We start from the raw sequence: 14,176 nt of genomic DNA on the forward strand, positions 1-14,176 counted from the left end.
CGCCCACGGGGCGCCGACGGGGCCGCCGTCCCTCCGCCTGCCGGCGGACGGTGGTGCTACCCCCACCGTCCCCTAGGGGGCCAGGCTCAGGGTGAAGTGGGTGGGTCACCGGATGGGCCCGCCCGTTCATGATCCGTACGTTTGAGGGACTCGACCTCTCGACGTACGGAGGCGGCCATGCCGGCCCACACGCACCCCCGGTCCCTCACCCGGTCCCCGGGCGTCGCAGGGGGTCAGCTGCCCTGGTGGGCGCTGGCACTGCCGGTGATCGCCTTCTGCGCGCTGCTCCTGCTGATCGCCGGTCCGGGGCAGGCGCACGCCGCGGCGGGCGACGGACAGGGGCTCGGCGACTTCCTCCGGCTCGTGCACCGCATGCTGGTCCGTTGACGGCGTCACTCTTCGCGGCAGAGCACGTCAACACCCTGCGCCCGCTGGCTCATTTCATGCGAAGCTGGGTGACATGAGCGCCGCTGTGTCTTCCGGGGGGACACCCCCCGGACCTCCCGAATCCCGCAGGATCGTCCTCCTCCGGCATGCGAAGGCCGACTGGCCCCAGGTGTCCGACCATGAGCGCCCGCTCGCCGAGCGAGGCCGAAAGGACGCCCCGGTGGCCGGCCGCCGGCTCGCGGAGACCGGAATCGACTTCGACCTGGCCCTGTGCTCGACAGCGGTCAGGACCCGCGAGACATGGAAGCTGGCGGTGCACGAGCTGCCGCACCGCCCGAAGACGGTGTACGAGGAGCGGCTCTACGAGGCCTCCCTCGGCGATCTGCTCGCCCTGCTGACCGAGACCCCCGACGACGTGAACGACCTGCTCGTCATCGGCCACAACCCCGGTATGCACGCGCTCGCGGACGCGCTCGCGGGCAGCACCGAGGGTGACGCGCTGGCCCGGATGACCCGCGACGGCTTCCCGACCTCGGCGTTCGCCGTCGTGTCCGTCACCGGACCGTGGAAGTCCGTGGAGCACGGTGTGGGCAAGCTGCTCGACTACTGGACCCCCCACGAGTGATCACCACGCGCAACGGCAGGGCCCCGGCACACAGTGTGCCGGGGCCCTGCCGTTGCGTTGCCGTGGAGGTCAGTGCTCGCCCGTGCCGTCGTCGGCGGCCTCGACCTCTTCGCGGGTGATGCCCAGCAGATAAAGCACCGTGTCGAGGAAGGGCACGTTGACCGCGGTGTGCGCGGCCTTGCGCACGACGGGCTTGGCGTTGAACGCGACGCCGAGGCCCGCCGCGTTCAGCATGTCGAGATCGTTGGCCCCGTCGCCGATCGCGACCGTCTGCGCGAGCGGGACCCCGGCCTCCGCCGCGAAGCGGCGCAGCAGCCGGGCCTTGCCCGCCCGGTCCACGATCTCGCCGACGACCCGGCCGGTGAGCTTCCCGTCCTTGATCTCCAGCGTGTTCGCCGACGCGAAATCGAGCCCGAGCCGTTCCTTGAGGTCGTCGGTCACCTGGGTGAAGCCGCCGGAGACGACCCCCACTTGGTAGCCGAGCCGCTTCAGCGTGCGGATCAGGGTCCGCGCACCCGGGGTGAGCCGTACCTCGGTGCGCACCTTGTCCACGACGGAGGCGTCGAGGCCCTCCAGCAGCGCCACCCGCGCGTGCAGGGACTGCTCGAAGTCCAGCTCGCCGCGCATCGCCGCCGCGGTCACCTCGGCGACCCGGTCCTCACAGCCGGCGTGCGCCGCGAAGAGTTCGATGACCTCGTCCTGGATGAGCGTGGAGTCCACGTCCATGACGACCAGCCGCTGCGCCCGCCGGTGCAGTCCGGCGGAGACGACGGCCACGTCGACGCCGATCTCGGAGGCCTCCATCGCCAGCGCGGTCCGCAGTGGACCGGTCTCCACGCCGGAGACCGCGAACTCCACCGCGGTCACGGGGTACTTCGCGAGCCGGAAGATGCGGTCGATGTTGCCGCCGGTGCCGGCGATGGTGGCCGCTATGGCGGCGGTGGACTCCGCGGTGAGCGGGTGGCCGAGCACGGTGACGTGCGAACGGCCGCTGCCGCGCGGCCGGTTGTCACCCGTACCGGAGATGATCTCGGCCTGCAGTTTGAGGGAGTCGGCCCAGCTGTGCACGGTGGCCCGCAGGTCGCCCTCGGTCGCCCCGCCGGCCGTCGGTGCCGTGACGAGCGCGCACAGCACGAGGCGGCCCCGGGAGACGACCTGCTCGATGTCGACGACATCGACGGCGTACGCGGCGAGGGTGTCGAAGAGCCCGGCGGTGATCCCTGGGCGGTCCTTCCCGAAGATCTTCACGAGAAGGGTGGGGACATCGGCGTTGGGAGGGGGCTGAGATGCGCTCATGGTGTTACCACCGTATCGGGCGACGGCCGGGAAGAGAGGTTCTGTCCCGCCTGACGGACACCTGAGCGGCCCACGCACGCCTGTGCGGCCGGGAGCGGCGCATCCGACCGGAATGGCGCGGATTATTCGGTTGACGCATGATCCGTCACCACTCGTGGGTGATCGTCGCCGCCGGCGGGTCCCCTCCGAGCCGGTGAACGTCCCAACTCGGTACCGAACGAGGTCTTCACACGGCCCGGCTTTCGGATACGGGACCGGGCCTGAAATAGTTCCCCACGATGTTCGCCTTCCCTAGACTCCCGGCAACGGGGGAAGCTCGGGGGACAACTAGTGGGGCATGGAGTGCCGGAACTCGTACTGGAATTGAACGGAAACACCTGGACGCTCGATCCGTCCAGGTCGTACACCCTGGGCCGTGATCCCCAGGGCGATGTGGTGATCGACGACGCCCGGGTCTCGTGGCGGCACGCCACGATCAGCTGGGGCGGGCGCAGTTGGGTCATCGAGGACCACGGCAGCACCAACGGCACGTATGTGCAGGGCCAGCGGATCCACCAGATGGAGATCGGCCCCGGCACAGCGGTGCACCTCGGCAACGCCACCGACGGTCCGCGCCTCGGCCTGAGCGGCGTCGGCGCGGCCATGGGCGCGGGCGCCTACGCCCAGGGTGCGCCGCAGCAGGCGGCGCAGGCGCCGGTTCAGCAGCCGCAGCAGCAGGGCTGGCCGCAGGCGCAGCCGCCGCAGCAGCCCGCCCAGCAGGGCTGGCAGCAGCAGCCTCCGCAGGCGCAGCAGCCGCAGGTCCCGCACCAGCAGGGGGTGCAGAGCCCCCAGGGCGTCCCGCCGGTCCACGGCGACCGCAGCCCGACGACGTTCCACCAGCTCTCCCTCGGCCGCGTCATGCGCATCGGCCGTGCGCTCGAGAACGAGCTGGTCGTCTCCGACCTGCAGGTCTCGCGCCACCACGCCGAGTTCACCGCGCACCCCGACGGCCGCTTCGAGATCCGTGACCTCGGCTCCCACAACGGCACCTACGTCAACGGTCAGCCGATCGCCAAGTCCGGCACGGTCCTCATCGGCCCGAACGACATCGTCGGCGTCGGCCACTCCACCTTCCGTATCGTCGGCGGCCAGCTCGAGGAGTTCGTCGACACCGGCGAGGTCTCCTTCTCCGCCCGCCACCTCACGGTCACCGTCGACGGCGGCAAGCAGATCCTGCGCGACGTCTCCTTCGGCGTCCCGGAGAAGTCGCTGATCGGCGTCATCGGCCCGTCCGGCTCCGGAAAGTCCACCCTGCTCAAGGCGCTCACCGGCTACCGGCCCGCCAACCAGGGCGACGTCCTCTACGACAACCGCAGCCTCTACAAGCAGTTCGCAGAGCTGCGCCAGCGCATCGGTCTGGTTCCGCAGGACGACATCCTGCACAAGGAACTCACCGTCCGTAAGGCGCTGAAGTACGCGGCCAAGCTCCGTTTCCCGGGCGACACCGCGGAGGCCGAGCGCGAGGCCCGTATCGACGAGGTGCTGCGCGAGCTCAAGCTCGACATCCACAAGGACAAGAAGGTCACCTCGCTCTCCGGCGGCCAGCGCAAGCGTGTGTCGGTCGCCCTCGAGCTGCTGACCAAGCCGTCGCTGATCTTCCTGGACGAGCCGACCTCCGGCCTCGACCCGGGCATGGACCGCGACGTCATGCAGCTGCTGCGCGGCCTGGCGGACGACGGCCGTACGGTCCTCGTCGTCACCCACTCAGTGGCCGAGCTGGGGCTGTGCGACAAGCTCCTGGTGATGGCCCCCGGCGGTTCCGTGGCCTACTTCGGCCCGCCGGAGGAGGCGCTCAACTTCTTCGGCTACAGCACCTGGGCCGACGTGTTCTCCGCCTTCGAGAACTACCGCGACTACGACTGGGCGGGCCGCTGGCGCGGTTCGCAGCACTACCAGATGTACGCGGCGGACATCGACGCCGTCGCCGCGCAGTCCGTGAACATGCCGCCGGCGCAGCAGATGCGGCCGCCGAAGCCGCAGAGCTGGGGATCCCAGCTGTTCACGCTGATCCGCCGCTACGTCTCGGTGATCGTGTCCGACAAGGGCTTCATGGCCCTCATGCTGATCCTGCCGGCGGTGCTGGGCGCGGTGAGCCTGCTCATCGACCCGGACAAGGGTCTGCTGGTGAACCAGAACGCGCAGACCGGGCGGATCATCCCGAACGGCACGGCCACCACGGTGCTGCTGATCCTCGCGGTCGGCGCCTGCTTCGCCGGCGCGGCGAACTCCGTCCGTGAGCTGATCAAGGAACGGGTGATCTACGAGCGGGAACGGGCGACCGGCCTGTCACGCTCCGCGTACCTGATGTCCAAGGTCGTCGTCCTCGGCATGATCACCGTGATCCAGGGCGGCCTGGTGGGCGCCATCGGCTTCGCCACCCGTGAGCTCCCGGAGGAGGGACTGGTCCTCGGCGGAGCGGTCATGCTCGAGCTCTCGCTGCCGATCATGGCTCTCGGCTTCACCTCGATGATGTTCGGTCTGATCATCTCCGCGCTGGTGAAGACCGCCGAGAAGACCATGCCGCTGCTGGTGATGTTCGCGATCATCCAGGTCGTCTTCACCGGTTGCCTCTTCATCCTGCACGGCACCGTCGGCGTCAACGAGTTCTCGTACCTCATGCCGTCGCGCTGGGCGGTCGCCGCCGCCGGTACCACGCTGGACTTCAACAAGATCAACCCGAACACGGACGATCCGACCAGCACCGACCCCCTGTGGGACCACGAGGCTGCCGCCTGGGGCATGGACATGGCCGCACTGATCGCTCTCGGCGCCCTGTGCGGTGTGCTCGTCGCGCGCTTCCTGCGCCGCCACGAGCCCGAGGTCATGCGCAAGTAACGCACGTCACGCGGTAACAGCACGACGCCGAAGGGCGCACCCTGCGCGGGGTGCGCCCTTCAGCGTCTGTTCATGTCCGCCGGTCGTGCTGCCGGCTCAGCGCAGCAGTGCCTCAGTAGGCGCTGTTGACGTTGTCCATCGAGCCGTAACGGTCGGCCGCGTAGTTGCAGGCGGCGACGATGTTGGCGACCGGGTCGTACTGGTCCCACGAGGTGCCGGGGATGTGGTAGGCGTCGAAGGTCGGCTTGATGACCTGGAGCAGACCCTTCGAGGGGACACCGTTGATGGCGTTGATGTCCTAGTTGTTGATGGCCCGCGGGTTACCGGAGGACTCCCGCATGATGTTGCGGTGGATGCCCTCGTAGCTGCCGGGGATGTCGTGCTTCTTCATGATCGCCATGGCCTCGCGGATCCACCCGTCCAGGTTGTTCGGGTAGGTCACCTTCGCCGGGCGGGCGGCGGAGCGGCTGGCGGCCTGCTCCTTGGCGCGCTTCTCGGCGGCGGCCTTGGCGGCTGCCTTCTTCTCGGCGGCGGCCTTCTCGGCCTTCGCCTTCGCCTCGGCCTTGGCCTTGGCCTGCGTGGCCTTGAGCTGGGCCTCGAAGGCGGACTTCTGGCTGGTGATGCTCTCGTGGACGGCCGCGACCTGCTTGGAGTCGGCCTTCCACGCGACGGGCGCCGCGGCTGCTGCCTCGGTCTGCACACCGGCCTCGGCCTCGCCCGACGGGGCGAGCGAGAGCGCGACGGTCGTGGCGGCGACTGCGGCGATGCCGGCCACGGCGGTCTTACGACTCTTGAGGCGGCGGCGGAGATCGGGGGTGATGAACGCGGACATACAGACGTACCTCTTCGAATAGCGGAAAGTCGCTCCAGGCCGGTCGGCTCTGCGCTGTTCGGTAGCGACGTCGGCAATTCTTAGCTGGCGCAAAATCGCGTGGCAAAGGTGTGACGTACGATCCGCGGTAGTGGATCACATGTTCCCAATGTCCGGATTCGCCTGTGCTGTCCGCGCTCAGATGCCCCTTATGTATCAACTAAAGAGTCTCGTAAGTGATCTGGGCCCTATGCCCGGGCTCACATCGGCCACGCCCCCGTCTCACCGCGTGTTGCGGCAGCAATTCATTCCGTGAGGCCCTCTCCGGGGAGTATCAGGTGGACGTCACCGAACTCGTGCCAGAGGTAGCGGTGCCTCAGCGCCTCCTCGTACGCGCAGGTCAGAGCGTCCCGGCCGGCGACGGCCGCCAGCATCAGCAGGTGCGACGCCTCCGGTTCGTGCAGTCCGGTCAGCAGACCGTCCACGGCCCGCACACCGCGTCGCGGCGTCACGACCAGGTCGGTCCAGCCGGAGACGGGACGCACCACCCCCTCGCCGTCCGCCGCCGACTCCAGCGCCCGCACGGCCGTCGTGCCGACCGCCACGATCCGGCCACCGGCCGCGCGTGCCGCGTTCACCAGCCACGCCGTGGTCGCCGGCACCTCGAAGCGCTCCGGGTACGGCGGCTCGTGCGCCTCCGCCGACGCCACTCCCGTATGGAGCACGAGCGGGGCGAACTGCACCCCTCTGCTCACCAGGTCCGCCACCACACCGGCCGTGAAGGGACGGGCGGCGCTCGGCATCTCCGCGGACCCCGAGCCGTCGGGGGAGGGGAGCGCGAAGACCGTCTGATAGGCGGACAGCGGCTGGTCCCGCTGCGTGTAGCGGTAGCGGATCGGCCGGCCGTACCGCCGCAGCAGCGTCGGCACGTCCACGGAGGCCCTCGCCCACCACAGGCGCTCACCGCCCGCGACGAGCGGCGCCTCGAGCACCAGCTCGCCGCCGCCCGGTACCCGTACGACGGCCCCCGCCGGGCCCCCGGGGCGCGGCAGGGTGCTGCCCGCACCGTCGGGCCTGCGCAGCTCCACCGCCCAGCGCCCGAGGTCCCCGCGGGTGGAGAAGTGCACCACGACCGCGTCGCCGCCGAGCCGCCCGTCCACGGCGGCCGCCAGGGTGGCCGACGTGTTGACGACCAGCACGTCACCGGCCCGCAACCGGCCCGGCAGGTCCCGGAAGCCGTGGTGGGACACCTCCGTGCCCCGCGAGACGAGCAGCCGCACGTCGTCCCGGCCCGACCCGCGTTCCTCCGCCGGTACCCGGGCGGACAGCTCCTCCGGCACCCGCAGACTCTCCAGGACCGCCTCCGCCCGCCGACCCGTCATCATCGGGTCTCCAGCAGCGACGGGGCCACGTACCGGCCACTGGCGGGCCGCTCCTCGAGCAGGCGCAGGAACGCGGGAACCACGGATTCGGGGGAGGGGCGGGGATCGTCGTCCTCCGGCACCGCTGCCGCGTAGAGGTCCGTCTGCATGTCGCCCGGGTCGACGCTCCACACCCGCAGATCCGGCTCCTCCACCGCCAGGACGGCGGCGAGCTGGTCGAGCGCCGCCTTGGAGGCGCCGTAGCCGCCCCAGGTCTCGTACGCCGTGGTCGCGGCGTCCGAGCTGACCGCGACGACCGTCCCGGTCCGCGACGCCCGCAGCAGGGGCAGCGCCTCCTGCACCAGGCCCAGCGGAGCGACCGCATTGGTCTCCAGCGCGGCCCGCAGCCCCGCCGGCGCCAACGCCTCCAGCCGCACCAGGGGCTCGGCGCCCAGCGCGCTCGCGTTGTTCACCAGCAGATCGAGACCGCCGAGCCGACCGGCCGCCGCCACCAGCTCGCCGCGGTGTCCGGCGTCCGTGACGTCCCCCAGCACCGCCACGACCCGGGTGCCGTACCTGGCCGCGTGCTCCGCGCTCTCCTTCAGTACGTCCGCGGTCCTCGCGCCCAGGACGAGGTCCCAGCCCCGCTGCGCGAGAGCCGCCGCCAGCGCCCGCCCCAGACCCTTCGACGCCCCAGTGATCACTGCTACCGCCATGGTGCCCATCCCCTTGCCGCGTACTGTCGCTGTCGCTGTCCGTATGGATGGACTCAACCTATGAACGCGGCCGGCGCCGCCGCCTCGTGCCCGAGGCCCCACTCCGCAAGGCACTTCGACCTACGTCCGCGGGCCTAATCCGATGCGGTCCCCGGACCGATACGGACTGTCACAGCCCGCCGGTACGGTGGGTCCATGAGTCACCGACCCGGCTCCGGCCTCGCTGCCGTGAGCACCGCGCTCCTCGCGATGAGCAGGCGCCTCGAGGTGCGCGACGTGCTCAAGACGATCGTGGCCTCGGCGCGGGAACTGCTCGACGCCGAGTACGCGGCGCTGGGCGTGCCCGACGACCACGGAGGCTTCGCCCAGTTCGTCGTCGACGGTGTCAGCGACGCCCAGTGGAAGGCGATCGGCCCGCTGCCACGGCAGCACGGCATCCTCGCCTCGATGCTCCGCGACGCGAAGCCGGAGCGGCTCGCGGACGTCCGCAAGGACCCCCGCTTCGAGGGCTGGCCGTCGGCCCACCCCGACATGTCCGACTTCCTCGGCCTGCCGATCAAGGACGGCGAGGAGACCATGGGCGCCCTGTTCCTGGCGAACAAGAGGTGCCCCAAGCCGCAGGGCGGCTGCGGCTTCACGGAGGAGGACGAGGAACTGCTGGGCATCCTCGCCCAGCACGCCGCGATCGCCCTCACCAACGCCCGCCTCTACGAGCGCAGCCGAGAGCTCACCATCGCGGAGGAGCGCTCCCGCCTCGCCCACGAGCTGCACGACGCCGTGAGCCAGAAGCTGTTCTCCCTGCGGCTGACCGCCCAGGCCGCCGCCGCGCTCGTGGACCGCGACCCGGCCCGCGCCAAGGGCGAGCTCCAGCAGGTGGCGGCGCTCGCCGCGGAGGCCGCGGACGAGCTGCGTGCCGCCGTCGTCGAGCTGCGCCCCGCCGCGCTCGACGAGGACGGCCTCGTCAACACCCTCCGCACCCAGATACAGGTCCTCGACCGCGCCCACAGCGCGCGCGTCACCTTCGACACCTGCGGGATCAGGGCTCTGCCCGCCGCGCAGGAGGAGGCGCTGCTGAGGGTCGCCCAGGAGGCTCTGCACAACGCGCTGCGTCACTCCGGCGCGGCCCAGGTGGACGTGGCGCTGATCCGCAGAGGCCAGGGCGCCGTCCTCTCCGTCACGGACGACGGCAAGGGCTTCGAGCCGCGGACGGTCCGCCGGGCCGGACGCCACCTGGGGCTCGTCTCCATGCGGGACAGGGCGAGCGGCGTCGGAGGCAGGCTCAAGGTCGAATCGGCGCCCGGCAGAGGCACCACGGTCGAGATGGAGGTCCCCGGTGGCTGACAAGAGGATCCGCGTGCTGCTGGTCGACGACCATCAGGTGGTGCGGCGCGGCCTGCGCACGTTCCTGGAGGTCCAGGACGACATCGAAGTCGTCGGCGAGGCGGGTGACGGCGCGGAGGGCGTCGCCCTCACCGAGGAGCTCAAGCCGGACGTCGTCCTCATGGACGTCAAGATGCCGGGCATGGACGGCATCGACGCCCTGCGGAAGCTGAGGGAGCTGGCCAACCCGGCGAAGGTCCTCGTCGTGACCAGCTTCACCGAGCAGCGCACGGTGGTTCCCGCCCTGCGCGCGGGCGCCTCGGGCTACGTCTACAAGGACGTGGACCCGGACGCACTGGCGGGCGCCATCCGTTCCGTGCACGCGGGCCATGTGCTGCTCCAGCAGGAGATCGCGGGGGCGCTGCTGTCCGACGGCGATCCGGGCAACGGCACGGGCCGCGGGAACAGCCTCACCGAGCGGGAGCGCGAGGTCCTGGGCCTCATCGCGGACGGACGTTCGAACCGGGAGATTGCGCGGGCGCTGGTCCTCTCGGAGAAGACCGTAAAGACGCACGTCTCGAACATCCTGATGAAGCTGGACGTGGCGGACCGCACGCAGGCGGCGCTCTGGGCGGTCCGGCACGGGATGACGGAGTGAGCGGAGCGTCATACTCCGATCCGAGATTCATACTGTCGGGTGGATGTCACCCACACGGCGCATCCTGATCCACTCGCCGGCGTTCTCCATGGCGTGCTGCGGCGGCCGGCCGCAGCGAGTGCTCCAGGAGGAATGACGAAGTGAAGAACCTGAAGAAGGCCGCGGCCCTCACGATGATCACCGGCAGCCTCGTGGCGGCGGGCGCCGGTGTCGCGTCGGCCACCACCGGCGGCTCTCACGCCCACGGCGAGGCTGTGCACTCCCCGGGCGTCCTCTCGGGCAACCTGGTCCAGGCGCCGGTGCACGTCCCGGTGAACGTGGTGGGCAACTCGGTGAACGTGATCGGCCTGCTGAACCCGGCGTTCGGCAACGTCGGCATCAACGGCTGACGCCGGCTCCTACCGCACGGCCCCCGGGCGCGGCCCGGGGGCCGTGCGGCGTTCGCGGGGGGTGCGGGGCGCCTGCGGCGGGCTTGTTCCCCTACCCGCCCCTTCCCGAACCGGGCTCCGCCCGGACCCGTACCGCGCTTCGCGCGGTGCCCTCAATCGCCGGGCGGGCTGACTTTGTCAGCCCCGCCGGCGATTGAGGCGCGGGGGTCCGGGGGCGGAGCCCCCGGTTACGGGAAGGGGCGGGGTGGGGAAACGGCCCCGCGCAGCGGACCCGTCAGCCCCGCTCCCGCTCCTCCACATACGCGTTGTACGCCGCCACCTGCGCCCTCCGCGCCACCCGTTCCACCGGCCGCAGCGCCTCGCCCCGCGCCGCCATCTCGGACGCGCTCACCGCGCCCCCGTGCCCGTTCTCGTACGCCACGGAGATCAGCAGACCGATCCGCTGCGCGAGCTCCAGCACCCGTACCGCACGCGGCGGATAGCCCGGGGCCAGCGTCTGCGCCGCGCCCCGCAGGGCCCGCGCCCGGTACGCGTCGAGTGCCGCTTCCGCCACCGGCCCCGACGCCGCCACGTCGAGCCGCGTCAGCGTCTCGGTCGCGTCCCGCAGGGCTTCCGCGAGTTCACGCTCGGCCTCGCCGAGCGACGGCACGTCCGCCGGCGGCGCGTCCCGGACCGGCAGGCAGTGCCAGACGACCTCGACGTGGACGTCGCCGGCCGGGCCGGCCTCGTACACCTCGGGCACCAGCCCGTACGCCGCGCCCGTCGCGACGACCGCTTCCTCCGCGTCGAGCGCCCGCGCGTTGAACGCGGGCGGGCCGCTGAGCCCCAGGGGGTGCCCGGCGGCGGGGAGGGCGACCCGGTAGCCGGTCACACCGAGCGCCCGCAGGCGCCCCAGCGCCAGAGTGAGACCGACCGGTGCCGTCTCCCCGGGCAGACCCTCGACGCGGTGCACCGCGTCCTCACCGACGATCGCGTGCGCGGCGTCGTCCGGTGACACAAGTCCGGCCAAGAGGGCATTTCCCCATGCGGCCAGCCGTCCTGAGCGTGGTTCCGAAAGCATGTCACCAGCCTAGGGACCGGGCCGGGCGACCGGAGCACTCACCCGGTGGCGTAGGTTTTCCCTGGGTGGTGTGCCCACAGGTGCACAAAAGCACCCGAATCACACCCGAACACCTCAAGACGACTGCATGGGGAGACTACGCGCTCATGAGCGATGTACTGGAGCTGGTGGACGTATCCGTGGTCCGCGACGGACGCGCTCTGGTGGACGACGTCTCCTGGTCGGTCAAGGAAGGCGAGCGCTGGGTGATCCTCGGTCCCAACGGCGCCGGCAAGACCACCCTCCTCAACCTCGCCTCCAGCTATCTCTTCCCGACCACCGGCAAGGTGCAGATCCTCGGCGACCGCCTCGGCGGGGTCGACGTCTTCGAACTGCGGCCCCGCATCGGCATGGCCGGCATCGCCATGGCGGACAAGCTCCCCAAGCGCCAGACCGTCCTGCAGACGGTGCTCACCGCCGCCTACGGCATGACGGCGACCTGGCACGAGGACTACGACGAGGTCGACGAGCAGCGCGCCCGCGCGTTCCTCGACCGCCTCGGCATGACCGAGTACCTCGACCGCAGGTTCGGCACGCTCTCCGAGGGCGAGCGCAAGCGCACCCTCATCGCCCGCGCCATGATGACCGACCCCGAGCTGCTGCTCCTCGACGAGCCCGCCGCCGGGCTCGACCTCGGTGGCCGTGAGGACCTGGTCCGCCGCCTCGGCCGGCTCGCCCGTGACCCGTACGCCCCCTCGATGATCATGGTGACCCACCATGTCGAGGAGATCGCGCCCGGATTCACGCACGTCCTGATGATCCGCCAGGGCAAGGTGCTCGCCGCCGGCCCGATGGAGACCGAGCTCACCTCCCGCAACCTCTCGCTCTGCTTCGGCCTGCCGCTCGTCGTCGAGCGCAACGGCGAGCGCTGGTCGGCCCAGGGACTCCCGCTCGGCTGAAGTCCCTCACAGGGGAAGTCCCGCTCGGCTGAAGTCCCGCACGGGCGGCCGTCCCCAAGGTGACTCCAGGACCGGCGATTGCCGTACCGGCGACCGGTCGGCGCACAACTCCCTTTACGGGCAACCGCCATACGCACAAGGTGAGACGACCGCGCCCCCTGTCCCGAGCGCGCCCGGCGGACCTACCATGCCCATGTGGACATCGACGCATGGGTGTGGTGGCTGATCGGCGCGGTCGGACTGGGCATTCCGCTCGTGCTGACCGCCATGCCGGAATTCGGAATGTTCTCCGCGGGCGCCGTGGCCGCGGCCGTCGTGGCGGCGGTCGGCGGCGGCACGGTGGCCCAGGTGCTCGTCTTCGCCGCGGTGTCGGTGGCGCTCATCGCCGTCGTGCGCCCGATCGCCATGCGGCACAGATCGCAGGGCCCCGGCTTCGCCAGCGGGGTGGACGCCCTGAAAGGCCGTCAGGCCATCGTCCTGGAACGGGTCGACGGCAACGGCGGCCGGATCAAACTCGCCGGTGAGGTCTGGTCCGCCCGCGCCTTCGACGCCACCATGGCCTACGAAGAAGGCCAGCAGGTCGACGTCATAGAGATCGACGGGGCGACCGCCGTCGTCATGTGACACGCACTCGACCCGCCCGGCACCCCGTTCCGCACGGATTTCGCGCGAAACGGCCTGAAGCCGCCGGGCAGAACGGGCCGAACGCCCCACAGAGCAGCCCGTGTTCTGGGAAACTGATCATCGGACTCATCCGGCAGCGAAGGGCACAGGGAACGCGATGCAACCGATCATCATCGTCCTGATCATTCTGGTGGTGCTGGTCTTCATCGCCCTGATCAAGACGATCCAGGTCATCCCACAGGCCAGCGCCGCCATCGTCGAGCGCTTCGGACGCTACACCCGCACCCTCAACGCGGGCCTGAACATCGTCGTCCCGTTCATCGACTCCATCCGCAACCGCATCGACCTGCGCGAGCAGGTCGTCCCCTTCCCGCCCCAGCCGGTGATCACCCAGGACAACCTGGTCGTCAACATCGACACCGTCATCTACTACCAGGTGACCGACGCCCGTGCCGCGACCTACGAGGTCGCCAGCTACATCCAGGCCATCGAGCAGCTCACCGTCACCACCCTGCGCAACATCATCGGCGGCATGGACCTCGAGCGGACCCTGACCTCCCGCGAGGAGATCAACGCGGCCCTGCGCGGCGTCCTCGACGAGGCGACCGGCAAGTGGGGCATCCGCGTCAACCGCGTCGAGCTCAAGGCCATCGAGCCGCCCACCTCCATCCAGGACTCGATGGAGAAGCAGATGCGCGCCGACCGTGACAAGCGCGCGGCGATCCTCACCGCGGAAGGCATCAGGCAGTCGCAGATCCTGACCGCCGAAGGTGAGAAGCAGTCGGCGATCCTGCGCGCCGAAGGTGAGGCCAAGGCGGCCGCCCTGCGCGCCGAGGGCGAGGCCCAGGCCATCCGTACCGTCTTCGAGTCCATCCACGCCGGGGACGCCGACCAGAAACTGCTCGCCTACCAGTACCTGCAGATGCTCCCGAAGATCGCGGAGGGCGACGCCAACAAGCTCTGGATCGTCCCCAGCGAGATCGGCGACGCCCTCAAGGGCCTCAGCGGCGCCATGGGCAACTTCAACCCGATGGCCGGCATGGGCGGCGGCGGCTCAGTGCCCAAGCAGACCGGCGGCAACGGCACCGAACGCCGCGAGCAGCCCCCCATCGACTGA

At 70.7% G+C, this 14,176-nt stretch carries 13 protein-coding genes and 1 pseudogene; 9 read left to right on the forward strand and 5 right to left on the reverse strand.

Annotated elements, in window-relative coordinates; all coding sequences use genetic code 11:
* Nucleotides 1-177 precede the first annotated feature (177 nt).
* Together SPRI_RS28375 and SPRI_RS28380 are read left to right on the forward strand one after the other, a co-directional pair.
* On the forward strand, nucleotides 178-387 hold the full coding sequence (locus SPRI_RS28375) for a hypothetical protein (RefSeq protein ID WP_005319153.1): 210 nt from the start codon (nucleotides 178-180) through the stop codon (nucleotides 385-387).
* A gap of 73 nt (nucleotides 388-460) precedes the next feature.
* Nucleotides 461-1,012 carry a SixA phosphatase family protein gene (locus SPRI_RS28380; protein ID WP_050791594.1) on the forward strand — a complete coding sequence of 184 codons (552 nt, stop codon included), beginning with the start codon at nucleotides 461-463 and terminating at the stop codon, nucleotides 1,010-1,012.
* A gap of 69 nt (nucleotides 1,013-1,081) precedes the next feature.
* Here the strand turns inward: SPRI_RS28380 and serB are convergent, their stop codons facing one another.
* Nucleotides 1,082-2,308 carry a phosphoserine phosphatase SerB gene (serB, locus tag SPRI_RS28385; protein WP_005319155.1) on the reverse strand — a complete coding sequence of 409 codons (1,227 nt, stop codon included), beginning with the start codon at nucleotides 2,306-2,308 and terminating at the stop codon, nucleotides 1,082-1,084.
* A gap of 342 nt (nucleotides 2,309-2,650) precedes the next feature.
* Between serB and SPRI_RS28390 the strand changes: the two genes are divergently transcribed.
* Entirely contained in the window at nucleotides 2,651-5,182 is a 2,532-nt protein-coding gene (locus tag SPRI_RS28390; RefSeq protein WP_053557458.1) for an ABC transporter ATP-binding protein/permease, read from the forward strand.
* Nucleotides 5,183-5,294: 112 nt separating this feature from the next.
* Here SPRI_RS28390 and SPRI_RS28395 read toward each other — a convergent pair.
* From SPRI_RS28395 to SPRI_RS28405, 3 genes and pseudogenes are all read right to left on the reverse strand, one after another.
* Nucleotides 5,295-6,014, reverse strand: a pseudogene (locus tag SPRI_RS28395) (transglycosylase SLT domain-containing protein).
* A 284-nt stretch (nucleotides 6,015-6,298) separates the two neighbouring features.
* A complete protein-coding gene (locus SPRI_RS28400; RefSeq protein ID WP_050791595.1) occupies nucleotides 6,299-7,378 on the reverse strand; it encodes an S-adenosylmethionine:tRNA ribosyltransferase-isomerase in 1,080 nt (359 codons plus the stop codon).
* The gene (locus tag SPRI_RS28405; RefSeq protein WP_037777012.1) at nucleotides 7,375-8,070 is read right to left on the reverse strand and encodes an SDR family NAD(P)-dependent oxidoreductase; all 696 of its coding nucleotides are present in this window, start codon (nucleotides 8,068-8,070) and stop codon (nucleotides 7,375-7,377) included. Before SPRI_RS28405 ends, SPRI_RS28400 begins: the two co-directional genes overlap by 4 nt.
* A gap of 195 nt (nucleotides 8,071-8,265) precedes the next feature.
* Between SPRI_RS28405 and SPRI_RS28410 the strand changes: the two genes are divergently transcribed.
* The 3 genes from SPRI_RS28410 to SPRI_RS28420 all read left to right on the forward strand — a co-directional run bounded on the left by SPRI_RS28410 (nucleotide 8,266) and on the right by SPRI_RS28420 (nucleotide 10,437).
* A complete protein-coding gene (locus SPRI_RS28410; protein ID WP_005319165.1) occupies nucleotides 8,266-9,411 on the forward strand; it encodes a GAF domain-containing sensor histidine kinase in 1,146 nt (381 codons plus the stop codon).
* Nucleotides 9,404-10,048 (forward strand): response regulator, encoded by a 645-nt coding sequence (locus SPRI_RS28415; protein ID WP_005319167.1) that lies wholly within the window; start codon nucleotides 9,404-9,406, stop codon nucleotides 10,046-10,048. The genes SPRI_RS28410 and SPRI_RS28415 overlap by 8 nt, the downstream gene beginning before the upstream one ends.
* Nucleotides 10,049-10,188: 140 nt before the next feature.
* On the forward strand, nucleotides 10,189-10,437 hold the full coding sequence (locus SPRI_RS28420; protein WP_005319169.1) for a chaplin: 249 nt from the start codon (nucleotides 10,189-10,191) through the stop codon (nucleotides 10,435-10,437).
* Between the two features lie 274 nt (nucleotides 10,438-10,711).
* Here SPRI_RS28420 and SPRI_RS28425 read toward each other — a convergent pair whose 3' ends face one another.
* On the reverse strand, nucleotides 10,712-11,497 hold the full coding sequence (locus tag SPRI_RS28425) for a hypothetical protein (RefSeq protein WP_005319171.1): 786 nt from the start codon (nucleotides 11,495-11,497) through the stop codon (nucleotides 10,712-10,714).
* A 146-nt stretch (nucleotides 11,498-11,643) separates the two neighbouring features.
* Between SPRI_RS28425 and SPRI_RS28430 the strand changes: the two genes are divergently transcribed.
* From SPRI_RS28430 to SPRI_RS28440, 3 genes are all read left to right on the forward strand, one after another.
* The gene (locus SPRI_RS28430) at nucleotides 11,644-12,435 is read left to right on the forward strand and encodes an ABC transporter ATP-binding protein (RefSeq protein WP_005319172.1); all 792 of its coding nucleotides are present in this window, start codon (nucleotides 11,644-11,646) and stop codon (nucleotides 12,433-12,435) included.
* A gap of 195 nt (nucleotides 12,436-12,630) precedes the next feature.
* Nucleotides 12,631-13,059, forward strand: coding sequence for an NfeD family protein (locus SPRI_RS28435; RefSeq protein ID WP_005319174.1), 429 nt, complete (start codon nucleotides 12,631-12,633; stop codon nucleotides 13,057-13,059).
* 157 nt (nucleotides 13,060-13,216) lie between these two features.
* The gene (locus tag SPRI_RS28440; protein ID WP_005319176.1) at nucleotides 13,217-14,176 is read left to right on the forward strand and encodes an SPFH domain-containing protein; all 960 of its coding nucleotides are present in this window, start codon (nucleotides 13,217-13,219) and stop codon (nucleotides 14,174-14,176) included.

Origin of the sequence: Streptomyces pristinaespiralis (assembly GCF_001278075.1) — a bacterium.
GTDB classification, from domain to species: Bacteria; Actinomycetota; Actinomycetes; order Streptomycetales; family Streptomycetaceae; genus Streptomyces; species Streptomyces pristinaespiralis.